Source organism: Streptomyces sp. NPDC006294, assembly GCF_042870895.1.
GTDB lineage: Bacteria > Actinomycetota > Actinomycetes > Streptomycetales > Streptomycetaceae > Streptomyces.
This window is the reverse complement of record NZ_JBIAHV010000001.1, coordinates 466,465-491,112: the sequence shown is the minus strand read 5'-3', so window position 1 is coordinate 491,112 and position 24,648 is coordinate 466,465. Positions and strand designations below refer to the sequence as shown.

Annotated in this window: 21 protein-coding genes; 7 read left to right on the top strand and 14 right to left on the bottom strand. The window is 71.8% G+C overall.

The window, feature by feature from the left end; translation table 11 throughout:
- Positions 1-92 precede the first annotated feature (92 nt).
- The gene (locus ACFYOP_RS02145; RefSeq protein WP_356889943.1) at positions 93-704 is read right to left on the bottom strand and encodes an ABATE domain-containing protein; all 612 of its coding nucleotides are present in this window, start codon (positions 702-704) and stop codon (positions 93-95) included.
- A 257-nt stretch (positions 705-961) separates the two neighbouring features.
- On the opposite strand from ACFYOP_RS02145, the gene ACFYOP_RS02140 reads away from it, so the two are divergent.
- Positions 962-1,879 carry a LysR family transcriptional regulator gene (locus ACFYOP_RS02140; RefSeq protein ID WP_356889941.1) on the top strand — a complete coding sequence of 306 codons (918 nt, stop codon included), beginning with the start codon at positions 962-964 and terminating at the stop codon, positions 1,877-1,879.
- 440 nt (positions 1,880-2,319) lie between these two features.
- Positions 2,320-2,838 (top strand): cobalamin-dependent protein, encoded by a 519-nt coding sequence (locus tag ACFYOP_RS02135; protein ID WP_356889939.1) that lies wholly within the window; start codon positions 2,320-2,322, stop codon positions 2,836-2,838.
- Between the two features lie 243 nt (positions 2,839-3,081).
- Here ACFYOP_RS02135 and ACFYOP_RS02130 read toward each other — a convergent pair whose 3' ends face one another.
- A complete protein-coding gene (locus ACFYOP_RS02130) occupies positions 3,082-3,654 on the bottom strand; it encodes a CGNR zinc finger domain-containing protein (protein WP_356889938.1) in 573 nt (190 codons plus the stop codon).
- Between the two features lie 159 nt (positions 3,655-3,813).
- Between ACFYOP_RS02130 and ACFYOP_RS02125 the strand changes: the two genes are divergently transcribed.
- Positions 3,814-4,269 (top strand): VOC family protein, encoded by a 456-nt coding sequence (locus ACFYOP_RS02125; RefSeq protein WP_356889936.1) that lies wholly within the window; start codon positions 3,814-3,816, stop codon positions 4,267-4,269.
- 529 nt (positions 4,270-4,798) lie between these two features.
- Positions 4,799-5,050: a pyridoxamine 5'-phosphate oxidase family protein gene (locus ACFYOP_RS02120; RefSeq protein WP_356889934.1), complete on the top strand. Its 252-nt coding sequence runs from the start codon at positions 4,799-4,801 to the stop codon at positions 5,048-5,050.
- A 113-nt stretch (positions 5,051-5,163) separates the two neighbouring features.
- Here ACFYOP_RS02120 and ACFYOP_RS02115 read toward each other — a convergent pair whose 3' ends face one another.
- The 3 genes from ACFYOP_RS02115 to ACFYOP_RS02105 all read right to left on the bottom strand — a co-directional run bounded on the left by ACFYOP_RS02115 (position 5,164) and on the right by ACFYOP_RS02105 (position 9,644).
- Positions 5,164-5,631 carry a cupin domain-containing protein gene (locus ACFYOP_RS02115; protein ID WP_356889932.1) on the bottom strand — a complete coding sequence of 156 codons (468 nt, stop codon included), beginning with the start codon at positions 5,629-5,631 and terminating at the stop codon, positions 5,164-5,166.
- A gap of 236 nt (positions 5,632-5,867) precedes the next feature.
- On the bottom strand, positions 5,868-9,065 hold the full coding sequence (locus ACFYOP_RS02110; protein ID WP_356889930.1) for a S41 family peptidase: 3,198 nt from the start codon (positions 9,063-9,065) through the stop codon (positions 5,868-5,870).
- A 45-nt stretch (positions 9,066-9,110) separates the two neighbouring features.
- Positions 9,111-9,644 carry a hypothetical protein gene (locus ACFYOP_RS02105; RefSeq protein ID WP_356889928.1) on the bottom strand — a complete coding sequence of 178 codons (534 nt, stop codon included), beginning with the start codon at positions 9,642-9,644 and terminating at the stop codon, positions 9,111-9,113.
- A gap of 73 nt (positions 9,645-9,717) precedes the next feature.
- On the opposite strand from ACFYOP_RS02105, the gene ACFYOP_RS02100 reads away from it, so the two are divergent.
- A complete protein-coding gene (locus ACFYOP_RS02100; protein WP_356889926.1) occupies positions 9,718-10,110 on the top strand; it encodes a hypothetical protein in 393 nt (130 codons plus the stop codon).
- Between the two features lie 22 nt (positions 10,111-10,132).
- On the opposite strand, the gene ACFYOP_RS02095 is transcribed toward ACFYOP_RS02100, so the two are convergent.
- The 4 genes from ACFYOP_RS02095 to hrcA all read right to left on the bottom strand — a co-directional run bounded on the left by ACFYOP_RS02095 (position 10,133) and on the right by hrcA (position 14,578).
- On the bottom strand, positions 10,133-10,876 hold the full coding sequence (locus ACFYOP_RS02095) for a 16S rRNA (uracil(1498)-N(3))-methyltransferase (protein WP_356889924.1): 744 nt from the start codon (positions 10,874-10,876) through the stop codon (positions 10,133-10,135).
- Complete coding sequence (locus ACFYOP_RS02090) at positions 10,876-11,949, bottom strand: nitronate monooxygenase (protein WP_356889922.1); 1,074 nt, start codon at positions 11,947-11,949, stop codon at positions 10,876-10,878. The genes ACFYOP_RS02095 and ACFYOP_RS02090 overlap by 1 nt, the downstream gene beginning before the upstream one ends.
- Before the next feature lie 466 nt (positions 11,950-12,415).
- The gene (gene dnaJ / locus ACFYOP_RS02085) at positions 12,416-13,552 is read right to left on the bottom strand and encodes a molecular chaperone DnaJ (RefSeq protein ID WP_356889920.1); all 1,137 of its coding nucleotides are present in this window, start codon (positions 13,550-13,552) and stop codon (positions 12,416-12,418) included.
- The gene (hrcA, locus tag ACFYOP_RS02080; RefSeq protein WP_356889918.1) at positions 13,553-14,578 is read right to left on the bottom strand and encodes a heat-inducible transcriptional repressor HrcA; all 1,026 of its coding nucleotides are present in this window, start codon (positions 14,576-14,578) and stop codon (positions 13,553-13,555) included.
- Positions 14,579-14,766: 188 nt separating this feature from the next.
- Here hrcA and ACFYOP_RS02075 point away from each other — a divergent pair, with 188 nt between their 5' ends.
- Both ACFYOP_RS02075 and ACFYOP_RS02070 read left to right on the top strand, forming a co-directional pair.
- On the top strand, positions 14,767-15,489 hold the full coding sequence (locus ACFYOP_RS02075) for an MBL fold metallo-hydrolase (protein ID WP_356889916.1): 723 nt from the start codon (positions 14,767-14,769) through the stop codon (positions 15,487-15,489).
- 25 nt (positions 15,490-15,514) lie between these two features.
- A complete protein-coding gene (locus ACFYOP_RS02070) occupies positions 15,515-16,321 on the top strand; it encodes a DUF3097 domain-containing protein (protein WP_356889914.1) in 807 nt (268 codons plus the stop codon).
- On the opposite strand, the gene ACFYOP_RS02065 is transcribed toward ACFYOP_RS02070, so the two are convergent.
- The 5 genes from ACFYOP_RS02065 to lepA form a co-directional block, all read right to left on the bottom strand.
- Positions 16,318-16,629, bottom strand: a complete 312-nt coding sequence (locus tag ACFYOP_RS02065; protein WP_356889912.1) for a hypothetical protein — start codon at positions 16,627-16,629, stop codon at positions 16,318-16,320. The genes ACFYOP_RS02070 and ACFYOP_RS02065 overlap by 4 nt on opposite strands.
- Before the next feature lie 103 nt (positions 16,630-16,732).
- Positions 16,733-17,965: a radical SAM family heme chaperone HemW gene (gene hemW / locus ACFYOP_RS02060; RefSeq protein WP_356889910.1), complete on the bottom strand. Its 1,233-nt coding sequence runs from the start codon at positions 17,963-17,965 to the stop codon at positions 16,733-16,735.
- A gap of 15 nt (positions 17,966-17,980) precedes the next feature.
- Positions 17,981-20,155, bottom strand: a complete 2,175-nt coding sequence (locus ACFYOP_RS02055; protein WP_356890251.1) for a SpoIIE family protein phosphatase — start codon at positions 20,153-20,155, stop codon at positions 17,981-17,983.
- Between the two features lie 250 nt (positions 20,156-20,405).
- A complete protein-coding gene (locus ACFYOP_RS02050) occupies positions 20,406-22,295 on the bottom strand; it encodes an AMP-dependent synthetase/ligase (RefSeq protein WP_356889908.1) in 1,890 nt (629 codons plus the stop codon).
- A gap of 269 nt (positions 22,296-22,564) precedes the next feature.
- Positions 22,565-24,430, bottom strand: coding sequence for a translation elongation factor 4 (lepA, locus tag ACFYOP_RS02045; RefSeq protein WP_356889906.1), 1,866 nt, complete (start codon positions 24,428-24,430; stop codon positions 22,565-22,567).
- Positions 24,431-24,648 lie beyond the last annotated feature (218 nt).

The window sequence follows — 24,648 nt, the reverse complement described above, 5'->3', positions numbered from 1 at the left end:
CCCCGGTTCAGCAGCGAGTTCACCGGAAGACCATCCCTCTCTAACGGCAAATCAAGGTGCAGTCGTTAGACCTGAGACAGGGTGGGAATCAGCTACTGGGCCTGGTTCCTGCGGGCGTAGTGGCGGGCCACCCGGGCCCGGTTGCCGCAGCCGGTCGAGCACCACTCGCGGCGGCCGCGCGCGCGGTCGAAGAACAGGACGCAGCCCGGCGCCAGGCATGCGCGGGGCTCCACGCCGGACGCGCCGGTCAGCATCCCGATCAGCGAGTGCGCGATCTCGGACTGGACCGCCACCAGGGGCGGCGCGGGGCATATCTGCACCAGCGTGGGGCGCCCACCCTCGATCCAGCGCAGCGAGGGCCACGGCCGGTCCATGCTCGACGCCCGGTTGAGCTGCGCGACGTCCCAGGAATCGGGGCTGAGCCGGCGGACATGGGCCTCGGTCAGCCGGCGGGTGACGTCGCGCAGCATCACGAAACTCAGGACGTCCGCTGCGGTGACCGCATCGAGGGCGCCGTCCGGCAGCGGCGTCGTCAGCCTGTCGCAGCACGCTTCGAGCCACCACGCGAGCCGTTCGCGGGACCCGAGGCCGTCTCGGAGAACCCCCCTCACGGGGAACACCGTGTTGGCGAACTCGAGCGGCAGCGGCTCGCCGTGGAGGGGAGGGACGTCGTCGGGTCCCGGTGCGGGGGCATCGGTGGTCATGTCGGTCCTCATCCGGTCGGGCTCAGCTGGGCGAACGGCATCGGGCTTGTCGCGGCGGCTAACTGCATGGCAGGATCCAACCTAACGCATCTTCGCTCTTGACATCATTAGGTACGACGCGATCCGGCCATGGCTCCTCGGGGGGAGTCACCGCCGGATACGGGCCGGAGTCCGTGGGCGAAGGGCAGGCCGCAGCGCCTCGACGCCGTTCGCGTCCGGATGACGACGGATCCGTGTTTTTCCTTGGGGGAAGTGACATGTCGTTGGATATCGCGCTCTACCAACTCAGAACCTTTCGCGAAGTAGCCAGAACCGGAAGCCTCACCAAGGCCGCACGCAGCCTTGGTTACGCACAATCAAGCGTCACATCGCACATTCGCTCCCTGGAGTCCCGGGTCGGTCTCCCGCTGATACAGCGAATGCCGCACGGCGTTCGCCTGACGTCCGCGGGAGAGATCTTCCGGGACTACACGAACCGGATCTTCCACGTCGTCGACGAGATGGCCTCGGCGCTCGACCCGTCAGGCGAGGCCGAGGGACGCGCCGCGGTCGGCGCCTCCGCGCTGCTGCTGGAGACACGGATCGGCGCCCTGGTCCGCGACTGCCGCTATCGCTACCCCAAGGTGCAGGTGTCGCCACGCCAGTTGGGGATCAGCCGCGCGCTGGCCGCGCTGCGGGGCGGCGATGTCGACATGGCCCTGATCCACGGCGACTTCGCCGCCGGGGACCTCTCCGCCCCCGGTGTCTTCGTCGAGGAATTACCGGACCTCGAGGTGGTGCCCGTCGGCGCGACCTCACTCCTCTCCGCACCCGACCTGGCGACGGCGCTCGGACCGCTCAAGGTCCTGGCGGTCGATCCCCACTGCGCGTCGCACCAGGTCCTCGTCACCACGCTGCGCGAGGTGTACGGCATCGAAGCGGCCGTCATCGAGGCGGGCTCCATGGGCGGCGCCCGGGAACTCGCGCGCGCCGGCTACGGCATCGCCATGCTCCCGGCCGAGTCCGTCGGGCCGACCGAGGAGAGCAACGGCCTCACGGTGCTGCCGGGGCTGCCCCGGGTACGCCTCGATGTGCGGGCGCTGTGGAGCGGCCGCGACGTGGCCATGTCGGCGGTCGCCGCGGTCTGGGAGGTGGCGATCCGGCTCGGCCGCGACACCGTGGCGCAGCCTGCCTGACGGCCGGTCCTTCTTTCCTGTTCCACCGGTTTCGGGAAGGCTCTCGCACCACGGGCTCTTTCCTTCGTTTTCCCTGACCCCCGGCCCGGTGGCACGTCCGGCCCGTCCCATCGGAAATCTTGATAACGGGCATCGGCGAACACCCGAAACCAGCCCTGCCTCCGCTCTATAGCCTTCTCATGACACACAGAGAATCCCCCGGTGGGCTCCGTCCACACCGGCCGGCCGCCGCGGCGGAAGATCCGCTTTCTCGGCGTGACCGCGGCCTCCTGAACCGGCCGGGGCAGAACGGCCCTCAGCCCTGACCGGCCGTTCCGCCCCGGCCCCCCCCTCACGCCATCCCCACCGTGCACCACGCCTGCGTCGGCGTCCCGTCACCGCGCCATGTCCTCACCGCGCCATGCCGCGCCGCCGCGCCCGCACCCGACGAAAGAGCCGCCTTGTCCACCCATCAGGTCCATCCGCACCGCACCCGCCGGCAGGACGCCGCGGAACGAGAGACCGAACACCCCGTGGAGCGCCGCCGCCACCGCGTGCTCGTCTCGAGCGTCTCCTCCGACTCCCACACCTGGAACCTCGTTTTCCTGCAGCTGCTGCTGGAGGAAATGGGACATGAAGTGACCAACATCGGCTCGTGCGTGCCCGACGAGTTGCTCATCGAGGAGTGCCGGCGGGTCCGGCCCGACGTGGTCGTCATCAGCAGTGTCAACGGCCACGGGGCGCTCGACGGGGCACGGTGCATCCGTCGTCTCCGTGACGAGCCGGACCTGCGCGGTCTGCGGGTGGTCATCGGCGGCAAACTGGGTGTGACGGGTGCCGAGGCGGGCACCTACGGCCCCGAGTTGCTGGCCGCCGGTTTCGACGCCGTCTTCGAGGACTCGGCCGGCATCGACGCGTTCCGCCAGTACCTCACCCGGGACGCCGCGCCCGCCGTCGCCGCGACGGGCGCCGCCCGGTGACCTCGGCGTTCGCCGCGAGGATGTGTCGGCAGTCGCTCGGCACTGCTTCCGGCCCGTCCCCCTACCTGGCCGGGGCGAACAGTTCAGAACCCTGATCCGCCAGGGCGTGGTGGAGGTGGCGGACGCCTGCGTCCGCTCCACCCGCCGGCGGAGAACCGGGAGGACGGCGCGGGTGTTCGTTCCCCGGACGGGCCGGCGGCGGCCCGGGCGCGGTCGCCGCCGACCGGTGAGGCGCTCCGCGGCTCAGGCCGGGCGGACGCGGGCCTGGTGCCGCTGTGCCTTGGCCCGGTTGCCGCAGCCGGCCATCGAGCACCAACGGCGGGTGCCGTTCTTGGACACGTCGTAGAAGTGCAGCACGCACGAGGGGTTGGCGCAGTGCCGGATGCGCTCCGGGCGGTCGGCGAGGAGCCGCAGATAGGACTCGACCGCCACCCAGGCGGGCAGCCAGGACGGCGCATCCACCTCGATGACGGTGCCCGGACCGTCGGAGCGCAGGACGTGGCGTATCCGGCCGTGGTCGAGCACGGCGTTGACGGCCTCCACAGCGGCCGGCCCGGGGGCGGCAGGACTCTCGACGGCCTGGTCGAGCGCGGCACGGGCCAGAAGGAGCTGCTCGAGGGTGTCGGCGCCGGCGGGCACAGGTTCTCCGCCGAGGGCGTCGCGTACCGCCGCGCTCTTCAGCCACACCGCCAGTCCGTCGACGCCGGTCAGCAGATCGTGGTGGCCGGCGCCGTCGATCCAGCGGGTGTTGAGCAGATCGATGCCGAGGGGCTCGCCGGTCAGCGGCCTCGGGTCTGCCGCGGCGGTTGAGGTCACGGTTCAGGTCCTTTCTGTGCGGTCGACGTGCTGGCACCACCCACGATAACCGGTCATCCATAGATCACCGGTTGACACGATCGCGATCTAACCCCTAAATTCGCTTTCAACGGTTACGAGAGCGGCTCGTGGCCCTGGATCGAAGGCATGTGATCGACGATGAGCAAGGCCACCAACCTGCAGACCGGCCACATCGGGCTGAACGTCACCGACCTGGACCGCTCGCTCGCCTTCTACCGCGAGGTCTTCGACTTCGAGGTCATGGCAGAGGGCAAGGAGGACGACCGCCGCTGGGCGTTCCTCGGTCGCGGCAGCCGCATGATGGTGGCGCTCTGGCAGCAGAGCGAGGGCACCTTCGCCACCGACCGCCCCGGCCTGCACCACCTGTCCTTCCAGGTGGACACCGTCGAGGAGGTCCGGGCCGCCGAGGAGGTGCTGCGCGGTCTCGGCGCCGAGTTCACCTACCAGGGTGTCGTCCCGCACGGGGAGAACGGCACCTCCGGCGGCATCTTCTTCGCCGACCCCGACGGCACCCGCCTGGAGATCTACGCCCCCACCGGCGCGGACCCGGCCGACGCCCCGACCGCCGGCGCGCCCACCTGCGGCTTCTTCTAGGAAGCCGGGCCGACGACCGGGTGCTTGCGGAGAGAGGCAGCCCGGTGAGGACCCGGCCGCCCCCGCGCCACGATCCGGGCACGCGAGCCCCGGAAGACTCTCGGAGCTCGGAGAGTTCGGAAAGGCAGCCATACCCAGAGCCCCTGGGCTCTCCGATCTTACGAATGACCAGAGCAACCGCCCTTGAAAGGCAGGACATGCCGTGGCCACCTGTCACAGCGGCGAGACCGCTGTGCAGGAGCGGCGGCCACGTCGGTCTCGACCAGGTCATCGCCGACTGCCCCAAGTATCCGCAGAAGCGCGACCACCGCATCGTCGCGGCCGATGAGGCCGCGGCGGCCCGTGCCGTCATCGCCGGCACCGCGCTCACGGCCGCCCAGCAGCGGGCGGTGAGCTCGGCGGACACGTTCTTCGTCGCCACCGTGTCCGGCCGCGGCGACGCGGACGCCTCTCGCCGGGGCGGCAACCCCGGCGGTCGTCACCGTCGTCTCCCCCACTGCTGCACCGGCCCGACCACACCGCGAACGCGATGTTCCTCACCCTGGGGAACCTGCTGCGCAATCCGGCCGCCGGAATCCTCGTCCCGGACCGGGGCACGGGCTCCGTCCTCCACCTGTGCGGCACCGCACGAACGGTGGGGGAGGCCGACGAGACCGCCCGGGTGCCGGAGGCGCAGCGGCTGGTGGAATTCTCCGTCGAAGCCGTACGCGAGCTCTCGGCCGCGTCCCCGCTGCGCTGGACGGAGCCCGGTTACTCGCGGTTCGACCCGCCGGGCGGCTGACGGGAGCCGCCACTCGAATTTCTCGCACCACTGGAATTGCTCGGGCTTCCCGAAAAAGAAGATCCGGTTCTTCCCGTCCAGGAAAGGACGGGAAGAACCGGATCGATCCGGAATCAGTCGAAGTTGCAGTGGGCCGGCGCCTCTCGCTCGTAACGCAGCGGAGCTCCCTCGGGCTGGAGGTACGTGAGGTGCAGCTCGATGGGCTCCGTACCCTCGTTCACGCCGTTCAGAGCAAGGTTGCCCTGCTTGATGAACGACGAGCCCTCCGGGAACACCTCTTCGGTGCAGTCGGCGTTCTTGCGGACGATCGTCCCCTTCTGCACGGTCAGGACCACCAGCCCCGGGTGCACATGCCACCCGGTGTCGCCGCCGGGCTGGATCGTCAGAGTCTGCTCCACGACGTTCGTGACGTGCTTGACCCGAAGATCGTGCGGAACCGCGAACTTGCCCTCCGCGGTGGTCACGGCTGTCAGATCGTGCGCCGGGCTCGCCGTGGCGACACCGCCGACGCCGGCCAGCACGGCAACCGCGGCAACAGTCGCCAGCGTCCTGCCCCGTCGCGACACATCAATACGCTTCATTTTCCATCCTTCGAGATAACACCCGCACCGCAGGCGCGCCGATAACCGGTTCCTTCAGATGGAACTCTAGAAATGAATTCACCCCGAGAGCAAGGTCTGGCTCATTCGATTAGCCGATAGGGGGTGGTGGAAAAACCAATACCATCGAAAAGCAGCCACGAAAGAATGGAGAAGGGCCGGATAACAGGGTGTCCCGGACCCTGACGGGCCCGGGACACCACCGAACGGGGAGCCCTCTACGGCAGCGACGGAGGCTGCTTGGGCGGCGTCTCCGCCAAGGAGGCCAGCGCCAGGCGGATCGCCTCGTCCAGCTGCGGGTCACGCCCCGCCGCCTGGTCCTGGGGCGTCGCGACGACCTCGACGTCCGGGTCGACGCCCCGGTTCTCCACGTTCCAGCCGTAACCCTCCAGCCAGAAGGCGTACTTCGGCTGGGTGACCAGCGTGCCGTCCACGAGGGAGTAGCGGCTGTCGATGCCGACGACACCGCCCCAGGTGCGCGTGCCGACGACGGGACCGATGCCGAGCGCCTTGATCGCCGCGTTGACGATGTCGCCGTCGGAGCCCGAGAACTCGTTGGCGACGGCTACAACCGGGCCGCGCGGCGCGTCCAGCGGATAGCTGGACGGCTGCATGCCGCGCGGCAGGTCCCAGCCGACGATACGGCGGGCCAGTTTCTCCACGACGAGCTGCGACGTGTGACCGCCGCGGTTCTCCCGTACGTCGACGACCAGCCCGTCCTTCGCGACCTCGACCCGCAGGTCGCGGTGGATCTGGGCCCAGCCGGGCGCCTGCATGTCGGGGACGTGCAGATAGCCGAGGCGGCCGCCGGACTTCTCCTGGACGTAGGCGCGCCGGTCGGCCACCCATGCGTGGTAGCGCAGCGGTTCCTCGTCGGCGAGGGGGACGACGACGGCGTGCCGCGGGTCGCCGCCGCCGGCCGGGGAGACGGTCAGCTCGACCGGCTTGCCCGCCGCCCCGACGAGCAGCGGCCCCGGGCCCTTGACCGGGTCGACCGGCCGGCCGTCCACCGCGAGCAGCGTGTCGCCGGCCCGCAGGGCGACGCCGGGTGCGGCGAGCGGGGAGTGCGCGTGGGGGTCGGAGGTCTCGGACGGCAGGATGCGGTCGATGCGCCAGGCGCCGTCCTCCGTACGGGAGATGTCGGCACCGAGCAGGCCCTGCCGGGTCGCGGCGTCGCCGTGGCCGCCGGGCGGCATGACGTACGCGTGCGAGGTGCCCAGCTCGCCCTGGACCTCCCACAGGAGGTCCACGAGGTCGTCGTGGGTCGCCACCCGGTCGAGGACGGGCCGGTAGCGGTCGAGGACTCCGTCCCAGTCGACGCCGCCGAGGTCGGGCCGCCAGAAGTGGTCGCGCATGAGGCGTCCGGCCTCGTCGTACATCTGCCGCCATTCGGCGGCCGGTTCGACGGTGCGCCGCACGCGGGACAGGTCGACGGTGACGCTCGCGGCGTCGTCGCCGTCGTCGTGGGACGCCTCGCGGTCGCTGGGGACGACCTTGAGCTTGCCGCCGGTGTGGAGCAGGGCCCGCTTGCCGTCGCCGCTGACGCGGAAGTAGGAGGCGTCGGAGGAGAGTTCCTCGACCCGCTGCTGTCCGAGGTCGTACCGCTCGAGGGTGGTTTTGGGCTCCGGGTCCTCCGGTGTGGCACGGGTCGCGCCGAGGACGCCGCGCAGCGGGTGGCGCAGCCACAGCAGGCCGTCCTTGGCGGCGCGCAGCGTGGAGTAGCTGGCGGCCTCGACGGGGAACGGCACTATCCGGTCGGCCAGTCCGTCGAGGTCGATGCGGGTGACGGACTCCGCGCTCTCGTCCCCGTCCTGCGCGTTGTCCTTGTCCGAGTCGAAGGCCCGCCCGTGCCGCTGCGGCCCGAACGGCGAGGGTGTGGTCGCCGCCAGTGTGATCAGGTGCGGCCGGCACCCGCCGACGAAGGCGAGGTCGAAGACGTGGGCGTCGTAGACCGGGTCGAAGGCGCGCTCGGAGAGGAACGCGAGGTGCTTGCCGTCGAGGGTGAACGCCGGCTGGAAGTCGGCGAAACGCAGCGGCGTGGCCTCCGAGACGGTCAGATCGCCCGTGTTGGCGAGTTTGATCTGCCGCAGCGGGCTGGGGCCGGGGTGCGACCAGGCGAGCCAGGCCGAGTCGGGCGAGAAGACCAGACCGTCGGCGTCGCCGTGCTCGCTGCGGTCGACCTCGCGCACCTCGCCGCTCTCGCGCTCGACGAGCAGCACCCGGCCGTCGTGCGAGGCGACGGCGGCGCGGCTGCCGTCGGGGGCGACGGCCAGGTTGAGTACGCGGCCGAGCCGGCCGGCGGCGAGCCTGCGCGGTGTGGCGCCGGCGGCGGTCCCGGTGGCGGGCGCGAACTCGAGCGCGTCGTCGCCCTCCGCGTCGGTCACCCAGACGACGTGCTGCTCGCCGTCGACCCGGAACGTGCGCGGCATCCTGGCGCGCACGCCCGGCTCGGCGGCGAGCGAACGGGCCGGCCCTTCGCGGTGGGTGACCCAGTGGATGCCGCCGCGGATCTCGACGGCGCTGCCGCGGCCGGTGTGGTCGGGCGCGGCGCCGCCGAGGTGGTCGGCGGCGTCGATCGGCCGCGGCTGCAGATCGGTGCGCTGTCCGCCGAGCCGGAGGTCGAGCCGGCGCGGCTCGGCGCCCTCCAGGTCGTCGAGGAGCCACAGTTCACCGGCGCTCGCGTAGGCGACGCGGGTGCCGTCGGTCGCGGCGTGGCGGGCGTAGAAGCCGTCGAGGGGCGTGTGGCGGCGCAGGTCGGAGCCGTCGGGCAGCGACGAGTACAGGGCGCCGACGCCCTCATGGTCGGAGAGGAAGGCGACCCGGCCGCCGGCCCAGAGCGGGTACTCGATGTTCCCGTCGATGTCCTCGTGGAGGCGCACGAACTCCCCGTCGCCGTCGCGGTCGATCCACAACTTGCCCGCCGTGCCGCCGCGGTAGCGCTTCCAGGCGGCGGCCTCGCGTCCCATGGTGGCCGACAGCAGCAGCGTGTGCGGGCCGTACGCGACACCGCCGACCGGCCCGTACGGCAGGCGGGTGGCGGGTCCGCCGTCGAGCGGCACCGCGTGCGCCCAGCTGCGGCGCAGGGACGCCTGGCCGTGGGTGGTGAGCGCCAGCACCCGGCCGTCCGGGGTCCAGCCCCGTACGGAGGTCCGGTGGCTCCCCCAGTGGGTGAGCCGCTCGGAGGGGCCGCCGTCGACGGGGGCGACATGCACCTCCGGCAGACCGTCGCGGGAGGAGGACCAGGCGATACGGGTGCCGTCGGGCGAGATTCTGGGATGGTTCACGGGCATGTTGTCGGCGCTCACACGCCACGCCCGGCCGCCGTCGAGCGGCGCGACCCAGACGTCGTCCTCGGCGGTGAAGGCGATCAAGTCACCGTGCAGATGCGGATACCGGAGGTAGGCAGGGTGCGTCACACCGTCACCCTAGGCAGGCGGGAGCCCCGGAGTGAGGGTTTTGGATCACTTGGCCGGAACGGCGGTCACTGTTTCGGTCACCGTCACGGTGACCGTGGGCCGCGGCGCCCCGGGAGCACTGGGGGGCCGGCTCGGCGCGGGCGTGCCGCTCGGCGTAGCCGTGCAGTCCCCGAGCATCGTCGCCCGGAACACGGTCTTCTTCTCGATCTCGGCGATCAGATCTCCGCGGACGCACTTCCCGGCCCGCTCCTCCGTCACCGTGCCGGTGACGGTGATGGCCTGCCGGGAGCGGGTCTCCCCCTGGCAGTTGACGGTGGCGCGGGCCGGTACGGACGGCGAGGGCGACTGGGAGCCACCGGCCGTCGCCGCGCCGCCGTCGGTGCGCGCGGTGCAGTTGAGCCAGGCGACGTCGAACGTCAGGCGCTCGAGGGTGCTGGTCACGGTCCGGTCCGTGGTCACGGCCACGGCGGCGGAGTTCAGCCCGCCGGCGGCGGGTTCACAGGCGGCCAGGCCACCGACCGCCGCTGCTGCGGCGGCGGTTGCGGCGAGGACGCGCGGCACTCTGGTCCGGGCGGGCATGAGGCCAGAGTGCCACCGGGCGCCCGCACGTAAAAGAGTGGTTGTGGCCAGGTGCGGCCCGTACGGTCGTGCGATGACCAAGAAGCTCGACCGGGTGCGCCGGCTGGGGATCGACGCGGAGACCGCCTGGATCTGGAACGTACGCCAGCGGCACACCCGCGCGCCGGACACCGTCACCGACTGCCGCCTGGTGCTGTCCCTCCGGCGGGAGGGCACCCAGCGACGGCTCGAGATCACCTTCCGCCCGGCACCGGGCCGGATCGTCTCCGACGGCTACTGGGAATCCGGCACGGTCGTCTCGCACGGCATCTGGCTCAATCTGTACGAACCGGGCGTGGTGCGGCGGCTGTTGGCCGCGGCTACGGCCAGTGGAACGCTGCCGGCCCGTGCGGGGACGGTGGAGGCCGACGGGTGGCCGCTGTTCGACGCGGTGACGGCGGCCGGCCCGCGGGCTCCCGCGGGCTGACGCCCGCACCCGGCCGGCCGGTTCAGGACCAGCGGCCCGTACGCCCCAGCAGGAGCGCGGTCGCCGCCGTACCCGCCGTGGAGGTGCGCAGCACGCTGCGGCCGAGCCGGTACGGCTTCGCACCGGCCTGCGCGAACACGGCCAGTTCGTCCGGGGAGACCCCGCCCTCGGGGCCGACGACCAGCACGATGGAGCCCGTCTCCGGAAGATCCGCCGTCGCCAGCGGCTGCGCGCCCTCCTCGTGGAGCACCGCCGCGAAGTCCGCGGCCGCCAGAAGTGCCGCCACCTGCTTGGTCGTCGCGCTCTCCGCGACCTCGGGGAAGCGCAGCCGGCGGGACTGCTTGCCCGCCTCACGCGCCGTCGCCCGCCACTTGGCCAGCGACTTGGCGCCGCGCTCACCCCTCCACTGGGTGATGCAGCGCGCCGCGGCCCACGGCACGACCGCGTCCACGCCGGTCTCCGTCATGGTCTCCACGGCCAGTTCACCGCGGTCGCCCTTCGGAAGCGCCTGCACGACGGTGATACGGGGCGCCGGCTCCGGCTCCTCGGGGCACTCGCGCACCTCGACCACCAGGCGGTCCTTGCCCTCGGTGGAGACGACGGAGCCGGCAGCGCCGCGGCCGAGGCCGTCCGTGAGGACGATCTGCTCACCGGGCTGGAGCCTGCGCACGGAGACCGCGTGCCGACCCTCCGGCCCGTCAAGGGTGACGGACGCGCCCGGCGCGACCCCTTCCAGCGACTCGACGAGAAAGACAGCAGCGGTCATCAGACACCACCGCCGTGCGCGAACGCGGCCCGTGCCGTGTCGACTTCGGCGGCGAGCACGCCCACCAGCTGGGCGGCGGGCATCTCCCGCGCCAGCCGGTGGCCCTGGCCGGCCCACAGCGCCATGCCCTGCGCGTCGCCCGCCTTCGCCGCGGCCTTGCGCAGTCCGCTCGTCAGCTGGTGCACATCGGGATACGCGGCCGGCGCGTACGGCCCGTGCTCCCGCATGAACCGGTTGACCAGGCCCCGCGCGGGCCGGCCGGAGAACGCGCGCGTCACGTCGGTGCGGACGAACAACGGGTTGGTCATCGCCTGCTTGTGCAGCGGATGCGCGCCCGACTCCGGGCACACCAGGAACGCCGTACCGAGCTGCGCGAGGCTCGCGCCGGCGGCCAGTACGGCGGCGATCTGGCTGCCGCGCATCAGGCCGCCGGTGGCGACCACGGGCAACTCCACGGTCTCCCGCACCAGTTGGACCAGCGTCAGCAGTCCGTAGCCGGAGCCGTCGCTCGCCGGGTCGTCGCGGTGCGTGCCCTGGTGGCCGCCCGCCTCGACGCCCTGCACGCACACGGCGTCGGCGCCGCACCACTGTGCCGTCTGCGCCTCCTCCGGCGTGGTGACGGTCACGATCGTGTACGTGCCCGCCTTGGTGAAGGACTCCAGCACCGGGCGGGTGGGGCAGCCGAAGGTGAACGAGACCACGGGGACCGGGTCGTCGAGCAGAATCGCGAGCTTCGCCTCGTAGCCGTCGTCCCGCCCCTGGTCCGGGTCCCCGAGAGGCGTCTCGTACCAGGTGGACTCACCGGCCAGCTGCTGCCGGTACACCTCCACGGCGGCGGGGTCGGCGGTGCCGGGCTGCGGCATGAACAGATTGACGCCGAAGGGGCGGGCCGTGAGCGCGCGGACCTGCTGGATCTCCTGGTACATCCCGTCGGCCGTCTTGTACCCGGCGGCGAGGAAACCCAGCCCGCCGGTCTCGGACACGGCCGCCACGAGCTGCGGGCAGGAGGCGCCGCCGGCCATGGGGGCCTGCACGATCGGATGCCGGCAGAGATCGGTCAACGCGGAGGACATGCAGGCATCGTGCCACGTCCCCACGGACCCAGCCGAATCCCCCGTTCCGCTCTTTCGGGGCGTGCCGCCCGCGCCCGAGGCGGGCGCGCCTCAACCACCGGCGGGGCGGGTTGGCCGGTCCCGCCGGGCCCCGCCCCGAACCCCGCGCCTCAATCTCCCCCTGCGCCCGGCGGCCGCGGGAAGCACCCGGGCGAGGCTCAAGTTGCCCGGCAACTCCGGCCCGGCCTGGGGGGCCACCCACGGCCGCCGGGCCGTAGGGGGAGTTCGAGGCCACCGCGCGGAGCGCGGTACCGGGTCCGGGCGGGGCCCGGCCCGGCCACCCTGCGGCACTGGCCCGGAGCCCAAGTCCCCACCTGCCGCCCGGAAGGGCCGGACGGGTCCGGGGCGGGGCCCCACCCCGGCCCGGAGGCCGGGATGGCCCCGGGGCGGATCCACCCGCCCCGGCGCACGCACCCGGGCAGAACGCCTAGCGCCCGTTGAACGCGTCCTTCAGGCGGGAGAAGAGCCCCTGCTGCCCCGGCTGAAACTGACCGAGCGGCCGCTCCTCACCCCTCAGCTTCGCCAGATCCCTCAGCAGCCGCTCCTGCTCCACGTCCAGCTTCGACGGGGTCGTCACCTCGACGTGGACGATCAGGTCGCCGCGGCCGCCGCCGCGCAGGTGCGTGATGCCGCGCCCGTGGAGCGGGATCGACTGGCCGGACTGGGTGCCGGGGCGGATGTCGACCTCCTCCATGCCGTCGAGCGTCTCCAGCGGGCACTTCGTGCCGAGCGCCGCCGCCGTCATGGGGATCGTCACCGTGCAGTGCAGGTCGTCGCCGCGCCGCTGGAAGACGGAGTGGGCGACCTCGTGGATCTCGACGTACAGGTCACCGGCGGGGCCGCCGCCCGGGCCGACCTCGCCCTCGCCCGCGAGCTGGATCCGGGTGCCGTTGTCGACACCGGCCGGGATCTTCACGGTCAGGGTGCGACGCGAGCGCACCCGCCCGTCGCCGGCGCACTCGGGGCACGGCGTGGGGACGACCGTGCCGAAGCCCTGGCACTGCGGGCAGGGCCGCGACGTCATGACCTGGCCCAGGAAGGACCGCGTCACCTGCGAGACCTCACCGCGGCCGCGGCACATGTCACAGGTCTGCGCGGACGTACCGGGCGCGGCACCCTCGCCCGAGCAGGTCGTGCAGACGACGGCCGTGTCGACCTGGATGTCCTTCGTCGTGCCGAAGGCCGCCTCGTTGAGCTCGATCTCGAGGCGGATCATCGCGTCCTGGCCACGGCGCGTACGCGAGCGCGGCCCGCGCTGCGACGCCGTACCGAAGAACGCGTCCATGATGTCCGAGAAGTTGCCGAAGCCGCCCGCGCCGAAGCCTCCGGCGCCACCGCCTCCGGCCTGCGAGAGCGGGTCTCCGCCGAGGTCGTAGACCTGCTTCTTCTGCGGGTCCGAGAGCACCTCGTACGCGGCGTTGATCTCCTTGAAGCGCTCCTGCGTCTTCGGGTCCGGATTCACGTCCGGGTGGAGTTCGCGCGCGAGGCGGCGGAAGGCCTTCTTGATCTCGTCCTGCGATGCGTCGCGGCGCACGCCGAGTACGGCGTAGTAGTCCGTGGCCACTTACGACTCCGCCAGGATCTGTCCGACGTAACGTGCCACTGCGCGTACCGCTCCCATCGTTCCGGGGTAGTCCATGCGGGTCGGTCCGACCACGCCGAGTTTGGCGACTGCCTCGTCGCCCGAACCGTAGCCGACGGAGACCACGGACGTGGAGTTGAGTCCTTCATGGGCGTTCTCATGACCGATTCGTACGGTCATGCCCATGCCGCCGGACTCATTCGCCTCCCCGAGCAGCTTGAGCAGCACCACATGCTCCTCGAGCGCCTCCAGCACGGGCCGGATGGTCAGCGGGAAGTCGTGCCCGAAGCGGGTCAGATTGGCGGTGCCGCCGATCACGAGCCGTTCCTCGGTCTCCTCGACCAGGGTCTCGAGCAGGGTGGACAGCACCGTGGAGACGGTACCGCGGTCCTCGTGCTCGAAGGATTCGGGAAGGTCCTGCACCAGCTGCGGCACATCCGCGAAGCGGCGTCCCACGACCCGGCTGTTGAGCCGGGCCCGCAGGTCCGCGAGCGAGGTGTCGCCGAACGGCGCGGGGCAGTCGATCATGCGCTGCTCCACCCGGCCGGTGTCCGTGATCAGCACGAGCATCAGGCGGGCGGGAGCGAGGGAGAGGAGTTCCACATGCCGGACCGTGGACCGGGTCAGCGAGGGGTACTGGACGACGGCGACCTGCCGGGTCAGCTGCGCCAGCAGCCGGACCGTGCGGCCCACGACGTCGTCGAGGTCGACCGCCCCGTCCAGGAAGTTCTGGATGGCGCGGCGCTCGGGCGACGACAGCGGCTTGACGCCCGCCAGCCGGTCGACGAACAACCGGTACCCCTTGTCCGTGGGGATCCGGCCGGCGCTGGTGTGCGGCTGGGCGATGAAGCCCTCCTCCTCCAGCACGGCCATGTCGTTGCGGACGGTGGCCGGGGAGACGCCGAGCCTGTGCCGCTCGGTGAGGGCCTTCGAGCCGACGGGCTCCTCGGTGCCGACATAGTCCTGGACGATGGCGCGCAGCACCTCGAGCCTGCGTTCGCTGAGCATTCGCGCACCTCCAGATGTGGTTCCTCGTATGTGGTCTGGCACTCGCTGTGTTCGAGTGCCAACATTCCCCGGCCAGTGTACGGCTGTCGGGTACACGCGTAGCAAGGGTGGCAGACCATGCGGTCGGACATGGCGCCGGGCACGGTCCGCACAGGCGGGCGCGGAGGTGATGCGGATAGCGTCGCCGTATGGACGTCAGTTGGGAAGACTTCGGCTGGGAACGGCTCGCCCCCGGCGTCGGCCGTCGCCGCCTGCCGGGCTGGGACGCGACCGTCGGCCTGGTGATCGGCGCGGACGCCGCGCTGCTGTACGACACGGGCTCGACGCTTCGCGAGGGGGCGCAGATCCGGGCCCAGGCGCAGGCGCTGATGGGCGGCCGCCGGGTGACGCACATCGCACTGAGCCATCCCCACTTCGACCATGTGCTGGGCACGGCCGCCTTCGCGGGCGCGGAGGTGTACGGGGCGGTGGGCCTGGACACGCTGCTGGGCCGGGAGCGGGACGCCGTCCGGGACACCGCGGTACGGCACGGGGTGCCGCCCGACGAGGCGGCGGAGGCGGCGGACCTGCTGGTCGCGCCGCACCATCCGGTGTGCGGCGAGTGGACGCTCGACCTCGGCGGCCGCCAGGTGCTGCTCGCCAATGTGGGACCGGGGCACTCGGGGCACGACCTGGCGCTGCTGGTGCCGGGTGAGCCGGAGGTGGTGTTCTGCGGCGACCTGGTCGAGGAGTCCGGCGAGCCGCAGGCGGGGCCGGATGCCATCACCTCCCGGTGGCCCGCCGCACTGGACCGGTTGCTGGACCTCGGCGGCGAGGAGGCGCTGTACGTCCCGGGGCACGGCGCGGCCGTCGACGCGGCGTTCGTCCGGGCGCAGCGGGCGGAACTGGCGGCGCGTTTCGGCGTGTCGTAGCGGCGGGCGGCCGTATCGTCGTGCGATGCGCAGCTACAGCCCTGATCTCACGCCGCCCTGGAAGCGGTCGAAGCCCGTCCCCGAGGTGCCGGCGGAGCCTGATCTGGTGGTCGAGGAGGTGTCGACCGGTTTCTGCGGCGCGGTGATCCGCTGCGAGGCCGGGACGGTGACCCTGGAGGACCGGTTCGGCAAGCACCGGGTCTTCCCGCTCGAGCCGCGCGGCTTCCTGCTGGAGGGCAGGCCCGTCACCCTGGTCCGCCCCGCCCCGGCGGCACCGTCCCGCCCGTCCCGTACGGCGTCCGGCTCGCTCGCCGTGCCCGGCGCGCGGGCGCGGGTGGCGCGCGCCGGGCGCATCTATGTCGAGGGCCGGCACGACGCGGAGCTGGTGGAGCGGGTGTGGGGCGACGACCTGCGCATCGAGGGCGTGGTGGTCGAGTACCTGGAGGGCGTCGACGACCTGCCGTCGATCGTCGCGGAGTTCGCGCCCGGTCCGGACGCCCGCCTCGGCGTCCTGGTGGACCACCTGGTCGAGGGCTCGAAGGAATCCCGGATCGCCGCGTCGGTGACCGATCCGCACGTGCTGGTGGTGGGCCACCCGTACATCGACGTGTGGGAGGCGGTGAAGCCGTCGTCGCTCGGCATCCCGGCGTGGCCGGGAATCCCGCGGGGCCAGGACTGGAAGACGGGCGTGTGCCGGGCACTGGGTTGGCCGGACAACACGGGCGCGGCCTGGCAGCACATCCTGTCCAGGGTGACGAGCTACAAGGACCTGGAGCCGTCGCTGCTGGGGCGGGTGGAGGAACTGATCGACTTCGTGACGGTGTCGGACTAGCGGGGGGAACCCGGCAACGTCCGGAACCGGGATGTGTCCAGCGTGAGATCCAGCGCCTCGACAGGCAGGGGATCACCGAACTTCGACCCGCCCGGGATCGCGAGGTCCTGAGTCTGGAGCGGATACCAGCGCTCAAGACGAGGAATCTGCTTCTGCACCTGCAGAACGATCATGTTGCGGACCCAGTCGGGCCCTGCCGTCATCACGATTTCCCCCCGCAGGAGCTCCGCCTTGAACCCCTCGGGAACATGCAGGTTCTCGTAGAGGTCGGCAATCGATGCAACAGGCCGGTCATCCCCAGCGGTCATCTCCGTGGCCCTCCTCGTCCGCCGCATCCCGTTCGAGCAGCAGGGCAGGGACAGCGTAGGCAGTGGAACCCCTCTTCTGTACGAGTTCACCCCGGGTGAGTGATCAGTCCACCAGGTCCCTGACCACCCCGTCCGCCAGCAGCCGCCCCCGCAGGGTCAAGGCCGCGCGGCCCTCCTCGTACGGGCCGGGGTCGAGCAGGCCGTCGGCGAGGGCCTTGCGGGCCGCCGCCAGGCCCGCCGGGCGCAGCAGCGACAGCGGGACGCCCTCGCGCAGCCGCAGCTCCAGCAGGATCCGCTCGACGCGGCGGTCGTCGTCCGCGAGGATCTCGCGGCCCGCGCCCGGCGAGCGGCCCTCCGCAAGCGCGGCGGCGTACGCGCCGGGGTGCTTCACGTTCCACCAGCGCACGCCGCCCACATGGCTGTGCGCCCCCGGGCCGGCACCCCACCAGTCGGCTCCGCGCCAGTACAGCTCGTTGTGCAGGCAGCGGCCGGCCTCGGTGGTGGCCCAGTTGGAGACCTCGTACCAGTCGAAGCCGGCGGCGGAGAGCACCTCGTCGGCGATCAGATAGCGGTCCGCGTGGACGTCGTCGTCGGTCATGGGGACCTCGCCGCGGCGGATGCGCCGCGCGAGCTGCGTGCCCTCCTCGACGATCAGCGCGTACGCGGAGACATGGTCCGGTCCCGCGCCGACCGCGGCGTCCAGCGAGGCCCGCCAGTCGTCGTCGCTCTCGCCGGGCGTGCCGTAGATCAGGTCGAGGTTCACATGGTCGAAGCCCGCCGCCCGCGCCTCGCCGACGCACGCCTCCGGCCGGCCGGGGGTGTGGGTGCGGTCGAGCACCTTCAGCACGTGCTGCCGGGCGCTCTGCATACCGAACGAGATCCGGTTGAAGCCGCCCTCCCGCAGCTCCGCCAGATAGGCCGGGTCGACGGATTCCGGATTGGCCTCCGTGGTCACCTCCGCGTCGTCCGCGAGGCCGAACTCCTGCCGGACCGCGTCCAGCATCCGTACGAGATCGCCGGCCGCCAGCAGCGTCGGCGTACCGCCGCCGACGAACACCGTCCGCACCGGCCGCGGGTCGTCGCCGAGGATCTTGCGGGCGAGGCGGACCTCGTCCGCGAGGGTCTCGGCGTAGTTGTCACGGGAGGCGAGCACTCCGCCGGAGCCGCGCAGCTCGGTGGCCGTGTAGGTGTTGAAGTCGCAGTAGCCGCAGCGCGTCGCGCAGTACGGCACGTGCAGATAGAAGGCCAGCGGCCGGGCTTCGGCCCCGAGCAGGGCGGACGCGGGCAGCGCGCCGTCCTCGGGCATGGGCTCGCCGTCAGGCAGTACGGAAGGCATGCCCCCCATTGTCCGTCACCCGCGAGGCCACCCCGCCTGGAGCACCAGCAGGGCCAGATCGTCCCCCGGCGGAGTCGGCGCGAACGCGTGCACCGCCGCCCTGATCCGCTGCGCGATGCCCTGCGCGCTGAGCCCGGCGCACTCGGACAGGATCGCCGCGAGACCGTCCTCGTCGTCGAACATCCGGGAGCCGGAGCGCCGCTCGGTCACTCCGTCCGTGACGCACAGCAGGGTGTCGCCGGATTCGAGGTCGAAGGTGTGGCTCTGGTACGCGACGTCGTCGACGACGCCGATCAGCACCTGCGGCTCCGCGTGGACGCGGACGGTGCCGTCGGGGCGCAGGAGCAGGGGCAGCGGATGCCCGGCGCTGGCCAGGGTGCAGCGGGCGCCGCCGTCGCCGGACGCCGAGGGGACCACCTCGCCGTAGAGCAGCGAGAGGAAGCGGGAGTGCCGGCCTTCCGGCAGGCTCGGCCCGTGGCCGCCGGTGGCGAGCAGCGCCGTCGCCTCCGCCGCCTCCATCGCGTCGTCGAGCAGCAGGCCGTTCAGCCGGTCGAGGACCTGCCCGACCTCGTAGCCCTCACGGGCGAGCAGCCGCAGCCACGGCCGCGCGAGCCCGGTGACGACGGCGGCCTCGGGACCGCTGCCCTGGACGTCGCCGAGCATGAAGCACCAGCGGCCGCCGGAGCCGGCGGGGAAGACGTCGTAGAAGTCGCCGCCCGCCACTCCGTCGTCGCTGGGCTCGTAGACCAGATACGTGTCGACGCCGGGGATCTGCCCGACCCGGCTGGGGAGCAGGCCGCGCTGCAGGACGCGGCTGATGGTGGCCTGCCGGGCGTACCGGCGCGCGGCGCCGACGGCCAGGGCCACCCGGCGGGCGAAGTCCTCGATGAGCGCGGCGACTTCGGCGGGTACGTGCTCCTCCCCGCTCTGCGCCACCACCAGTGCTCCGAGCCTGCGGCCTCCGGCACTCAGCGGGTACGCCAGCGCGGTGGCGGCCTCCGCGCAGGGCAGGGCGCCGCCGCCGTCTCCGTCCGCGGCGGACGGCCGGGCCGGCGGTCCGGAGGCGGGCGGCAGGGGCTTCCCGGCGCCGCCCGACGCGCTGCCGTCCGTGGTCCGGAGCCCGTGCTCGACGGCGTGATGGCCTGGCGCGGCCTGGTGAGCCCCCGCAGCGTCCGCGTCCTCGGGCCGGGCGGCCGTCGCGTCGGCGCGGCCGGACGCACCGGCGGGCACCGACCCGGCGGTCGCGTCCACCCGCCGACGGTCCGGCCACCGCACCCGCACCGGTCCGCCGTCCGGGGTGTCCGGCAGCGGGGGCGGCTCCTTGCCCAGCGCCTCGCGCAGCGGCTCCACGCACGACTCGTCGCTGTGCCATACGCCCACGAGCCGCGGCGCCGCCCCGCGCCCGGCGCGCCCGGCTCCGTGGCCGTGCCCGTGTCCCTCGTTCCCGCCGTCGAGCCAGATCGCGCACCGGTCGGCGAGCCGCGGCACCAGCAGCTGGCCCGCGAGCGCCGCGACCAGGTCCTCGTCCAGTTGGCCGGCGAGCAGGTCGGACGCCTCGGCGAGGAACGCGGGCGCGCCGCGGCTGACCCACTCCAGGTCGTCCCGCCCGGCGCGCCGGCGCCGGGCCGACTCCGCGCCGTCCGCGTCCCGGCGTACGGACGGGGCCGGTGACGCGGCGGTCGGCGGCCGGGTCTCACGGCCGTCGAGCGGCAGACGGGCCCACACCGTCTTGAGGGCGGCGTGGAAGGTGACGCCCCAGCGTTCCGCGAGGGAGGCGACGAGGTGAAGGCCGCGGCCGTAGTCGGGGGTGCCCGACTGGTCGGCGCTGTGCGTGCCGCCGGTCACGCCGCTGGCGGGGTGGTGGTCCGAGACCTCGACCACCAGCGCGCCCGGCTGCTCGTGCGTCGGTTCCTCGAAGCGGCAGAGCAGTTCGGCCGCGGTGCCCGCGTGCACGACGGCGTTGGTGACCAGCTCGCTGACGACGATCGCCGCGTCGTCGGCGAGCCGGTCCGCGCGGCGGCCGGCCGTCAGGAGCCCCAGAGCGGTCCACTCGGCGACGGCGTCCCGCACGAAGCGGCGCCCCGCGGCCGGAGCGAGGAGGTTGCCGGGCAGGCTGGTGCGCGCGGCCGGCCCGGCGTCGGACCGGGCCGGCCACACGGAAGTCGATCGGTTGCCGGTTTCGCGCTGCATCGGAATGGACCCCACCTGCGGCTCCTGGTCGGTGCTGGCGTGCGCCGCTCATGACACCGACAGAGTGACAGACCGAGGGCGCCCATAAGCGCCGAGTCACCGAAGTCGAGGGAACGAAACAGGAACGAAACGGCCTGGACGGCGTAAAGGAGCGGGGCGGGAGCGACGGAAGGCCCGCCGGACCGGACGTTGTCCGGGCCGGCGAGGGCTGCTTCCGCGCTCCCGCCCGCCAGTCACACCATGGCGGCGGCTACACCTCGCGGGATCCCGCGTACATCTCGTCGATCAGGTTCTTGTACTCGCGCTCCACGACCGGGCGCTTCAGCTTGAGGCTGGGCGTCAGCTCGCCGTGCTCGATGTCCAGGTCACGCGGGAGCAGCCGGAACTTCTTGATGGTCTGCCAGCGCTGGAGCCCCTCGTTGAGGCGCTTCACATAGCCCTCGATGAGCTGCTCGGCCTGCGGGGAGGCGACGACCTCGGCGTAGCTCCTGCCGCCCAGGCCGTTCTCCTCGGCCCAGCCGAGGATGGTCGGCTCGTCCAGGGCGATCAGCGCGGTGCAGAAGTTACGGTCCGCGCCGTGCACCAGGATGTTGGAGACGAACGGGCACACGGCCTTGAACTGGCCCTCGACCTCGGCCGGCGCGATGTACTTGCCGCCGGAGGTCTTGATCAGGTCCTTCTTGCGGTCCGTGATCCGCAGATAGCCGTCGTCGGACAGCTCGCCGATGTCGCCGGTGTGGAACCAGCCGTCGGACTCGAGGACTTCGGCCGTCTTCTCCGGCAGCTTGTGGTAGCCCTCCATGATGCCGGGGCCGCGCAGCAGGATCTCGCCGTCGTCGGCGATGCGGACCTCGCAGCCGGGCACCGGCTTGCCGACCGTGCCGGTGCGGTAGGCCTCGCCCGGGTTGACGAAGGAGGCGGCGCTCGACTCGGTGAGGCCGTAGCCCTCCAGGATGTGGATGCCGGCGCCGGCGAAGAAGTAGCCGATGTCGGGCGCGAGCGCGGCGGAGCCGGAGACGGCGGCGCGCAGCCGGCCGCCGAAGGCCTCGCGGAGCTTCGAGTAGACGAGGGCGTCGGCGACCTTGTGCTTGGCGGTCAGGCCGAAGGGCGCGGTGGCGTTGCCGGTACGGCGGAAGTTGTCCTGGGTGACCTTGGCGTACTCGCGGGCGACGCCGGCGGCCCACTGGAAGATCTTGTACTTGGCGCCGCCGCCCGCCCGGGCCTTGGCCGCGACTCCGTTGTAGACCTTCTCGAAGATGCGGGGCACGGCGGCCATGTACGTCGGCTGGACGACCGGCAGGTTCTCGATGATCTTGTCGACGCGGCCGTCGACGGCCGTGACGTGGCCGACCTCGATCTGTCCGGAGGTCAGCACCTTGCCGAAGACATGGGCGAGCGGCAGCCAGAGGTACTGCACGTCGTCCTTGGTGACGAGGCCGGTCGCGGCGATGGCCTTGGCCATGTAGGACCAGTTGTCGTGCGGCAGCCGTACGCCCTTGGGGCGGCCGGTGGTGCCCGAGGTGTAGATGAGCGTCGCGAGCTGGTCGGAGGTGATCGCCGCGACCCGCTCCTTGACTGCGTCCGGGTGCTTGGCGAGGTACTTCGCGCCGCGCGCCTCGAGGTCGGTCAGGGAGACGACCCAGCCCTCCGGGTCGGCGGCGTCCGGCTCCAGGCCGGCCGGGTCGATGACGACCACGTGCTTCAGCTCGGGCAGTTCGGCGCGCTTCTCACGGGCCTTGGCCAGCTGGGAGACGTCCTCCGCGATCAGCACCCGGCTCTCGGAGTCGGAGAGGATGTACGCCGATTCCTCCGCGTTGGTGGACGGGTAGACGGTGGTGGTGGCGCCTCCGGCGCACATCACGCCGAGGTCGGCGAGGATCCACTCGACCCGGGTGGAGGAGGCGAGCGCGACCCGCTCCTCGGGGCCCACCCCGAGGTCGATCAGTCCGGCCGCGATGGCGAAGACCCGTTCGGCGGCCTGGCCCCAGCTCAGGGACTTCCAGTCGTCGGGTCCGGAGCCGGATGCGGGCGGCACGGGATAGCGGTAGGCCTCGCCGTCCGGCGTGGCTGCCACGCGCTCGGTGAAGAGGGTGGCCACCGAAGGCGGCCGGTTCTCGATCAGGGTCTGGGTTTCGCTCACGACGTCCTCCGGGCCGGCGGCAGCACTGCGCGACGGGCTGGTTGTTTAACTGGCGAGTAACCATCGAGCCGTGCTCAGGGTAAAGCCCGTTCGACCGGCGCGTAAGTGCCTGCGGGCTGCCGCTTGATAACGAACGGAACGCCGATCCACCGGTTGGAGCAGCAGATCGATGCAACAAGCATGCATCTGTCCGGGAGGTTCCGGAAAACCGAAAAGCGCCCGTCCCGGCAGGGGACGGACGCCTTTCGCACCTCGTGGGGACGTGGCCGCTACTTCTTGCTCTTGCCGCTCTCGTCGCTGGACAGCACCGCGATGAAGGCCTCCTGAGGGACCTCCACGGAGCCGACCATCTTCATCCGCTTCTTGCCTTCCTTCTGCTTCTCCAGCAGCTTCCGCTTACGGGAGATGTCACCGCCGTAGCACTTGGCGAGGACGTCCTTGCGGATCGCGCGGATGGTCTCGCGGGCGATGACCCGGGAGCCGATGGCCGCCTGGATGGGGATCTCGAACGCCTGGCGCGGAATCAGCTCGCGCAGCTTGGCGACGAGCCGTACTCCGTAGGCGTACGCGGCGTCCTTGTGGGTGACGGCGGAGAAGGCGTCGACGCGGTCGCCGTGGAGGAGGATGTCGACCTTCACCAGCTGGGCGTCCTGCTCGCCGGTGGGCTCGTAGTCCAGGGAGGCGTAACCGCGGGTCTTGGACTTCAGGTTGTCGAAGAAGTCGAAGACGATCTCGGCGAGGGGGAGCGTGTAGCGGATCTCGACGCGGTCCTCGGAGAGGTAGTCCATGCCGAGGAGGGTGCCGCGGCGGTTCTGGCAGAGCTCCATGATCGAGCCGATGAACTCGCTGGGAGCGAGGATCGTGGCCCGGACGACCGGCTCGAAGACCTTGTCGATCTTGCCCTCGGGGAACTCGCTCGGGTTGGTGACCGTGTGCTCCTTCCCGTCCTCCATGATCACGCGGTAGACCACGTTGGGCGCGGTGGCGATGAGTTCGAGGTTGAACTCGCGCTCCAGGCGCTCACGGACGACGTCGAGGTGCAGCAGGCCGAGGAAACCGACGCGGAAGCCGAAGCCGAGGGCCGCGGAGGTCTCCGGCTCGTAGACCAGGGCGGCGTCGTTGAGCTGGAGCTTGTCCAGCGCCTCGCGGAGGTCGGGGTAGTCCGAGCCGTCCAGCGGATAGAGGCCGGAGAAGACCATCGGCTTGGGGTCCTTGTACCCGCCGAGGGCCTCGGTGGCGCCCTTGTCCTTGCTGGTGATGGTGTCACCGACCTTGGACTGACGGACGTCCTTCACGCCGGTGATGATGTAGCCCACCTCGCCGACGCCGATGCCGTCGGCCGGCGTCATCTCGGGGGACGAGACGCCGATCTCGAGGAGCTCGTGAGTGGCGCCGGTCGACATCATCTTGATGCGCTCGCGCTTGTTGAGCTGGCCGTCGATCACTCGTACGTACGTCACGACGCCGCGGTACGAGTCGTATACCGAGTCGAAGATCATCGCGCGGGCGGGGGCGTCCTTGACACCGACCGGGGCCGGGACGTCGCGGACGACCCGGTCCAGGAGCGCGTCCACGCCGATGCCGGTCTTCGCCGAGACCTTCAGCACGTCCTCGGGCTGGCAGCCGATGAGGTTGGCCAGCTCCTCGGAGAACTTCTCCGGCTGGGCGGCCGGCAGGTCGATCTTGTTCAGCACGGGGATGATCTTGAGGTCGTTCTCCATCGCCAGGTAGAGGTTGGCGAGGGTCTGCGCCTCGATGCCCTGGGCCGCGTCCACCAGCAGGACCGTGCCCTCGCACGCGGCGAGGGACCGCGACACCTCATAGGTGAAGTCGACGTGGCCCGGGGTGTCGATCATGTTGAGGATGTGGGTCCTGCCCTGGTCCTCTCCCTCATTGGGGGCCCAGGGCAGACGGACCGCCTGGGACTTGATCGTGATGCCACGCTCGCGCTCGATGTCCATCCGGTCGAGATACTGAGCGCGCATCTGCCGCTGTTCGACGACGCCCGTCAGCTGGAGCATCCGGTCGGCAAGCGTCGACTTGCCGTGGTCGATGTGCGCGATGATGCAGAAGTTGCGGATCAGAGCCGGGTCGGTACGGCTCGGCTCGGGCACGTTGGTAGGAGTCGCGGGCACGCAGGGTCCTGATTCTTTGGCAGACGCCGGGTCGGTGAGCTCGACTCGGGCGCGGCTCGGGTCGCTGTCGGATCGATACGTAGGCTCCATGGTCCCACGCGCAAGGGACTGTGCTCGGTTTGGGCCGCCCGTGCGGCGACTGGTAGCCTGAGCAGCTGTGTCTCGTGCCCTCCCTCTCTGGGCACACCTCTCGGACCCGACGGGCCGCGGGGAAGGGA

What these genes read in the sequence shown, in the direction of transcription:
- ACFYOP_RS02145 (WP_356889943.1), bottom strand. Translation starts at nt 704, where the DNA reads ATGACCACCGATGCCCCCGCACCGGGACCCGACGACGTCCCTCCCCTC.
- ACFYOP_RS02140 (WP_356889941.1), top strand. Translation starts at nt 962, where the DNA reads ATGTCGTTGGATATCGCGCTCTACCAACTCAGAACCTTTCGCGAAGTA.
- ACFYOP_RS02125 (WP_356889936.1), top strand. Translation starts at nt 3,814, where the DNA reads ATGAGCAAGGCCACCAACCTGCAGACCGGCCACATCGGGCTGAACGTC.
- ACFYOP_RS02120 (WP_356889934.1), top strand. Translation starts at nt 4,799, where the DNA reads ATGTTCCTCACCCTGGGGAACCTGCTGCGCAATCCGGCCGCCGGAATC.
- ACFYOP_RS02115 (WP_356889932.1), bottom strand. Translation starts at nt 5,631, where the DNA reads ATGAAGCGTATTGATGTGTCGCGACGGGGCAGGACGCTGGCGACTGTT.
- ACFYOP_RS02105 (WP_356889928.1), bottom strand. Translation starts at nt 9,644, where the DNA reads ATGCCCGCCCGGACCAGAGTGCCGCGCGTCCTCGCCGCAACCGCCGCC.
- ACFYOP_RS02100 (WP_356889926.1), top strand. Translation starts at nt 9,718, where the DNA reads ATGACCAAGAAGCTCGACCGGGTGCGCCGGCTGGGGATCGACGCGGAG.
- ACFYOP_RS02095 (WP_356889924.1), bottom strand. Translation starts at nt 10,876, where the DNA reads ATGACCGCTGCTGTCTTTCTCGTCGAGTCGCTGGAAGGGGTCGCGCCG.
- ACFYOP_RS02090 (WP_356889922.1), bottom strand. Translation starts at nt 11,949, where the DNA reads ATGTCCTCCGCGTTGACCGATCTCTGCCGGCATCCGATCGTGCAGGCC.
- hrcA (WP_356889918.1), bottom strand. Translation starts at nt 14,578, where the DNA reads ATGCTCAGCGAACGCAGGCTCGAGGTGCTGCGCGCCATCGTCCAGGAC.
- ACFYOP_RS02075 (WP_356889916.1), top strand. Translation starts at nt 14,767, where the DNA reads ATGGACGTCAGTTGGGAAGACTTCGGCTGGGAACGGCTCGCCCCCGGC.
- ACFYOP_RS02070 (WP_356889914.1), top strand. Translation starts at nt 15,515, where the DNA reads ATGCGCAGCTACAGCCCTGATCTCACGCCGCCCTGGAAGCGGTCGAAG.
- ACFYOP_RS02065 (WP_356889912.1), bottom strand. Translation starts at nt 16,629, where the DNA reads ATGACCGCTGGGGATGACCGGCCTGTTGCATCGATTGCCGACCTCTAC.
- hemW (WP_356889910.1), bottom strand. Translation starts at nt 17,965, where the DNA reads ATGCCTTCCGTACTGCCTGACGGCGAGCCCATGCCCGAGGACGGCGCG.
- ACFYOP_RS02055 (WP_356890251.1), bottom strand. Translation starts at nt 20,155, where the DNA reads ATGCAGCGCGAAACCGGCAACCGATCGACTTCCGTGTGGCCGGCCCGG.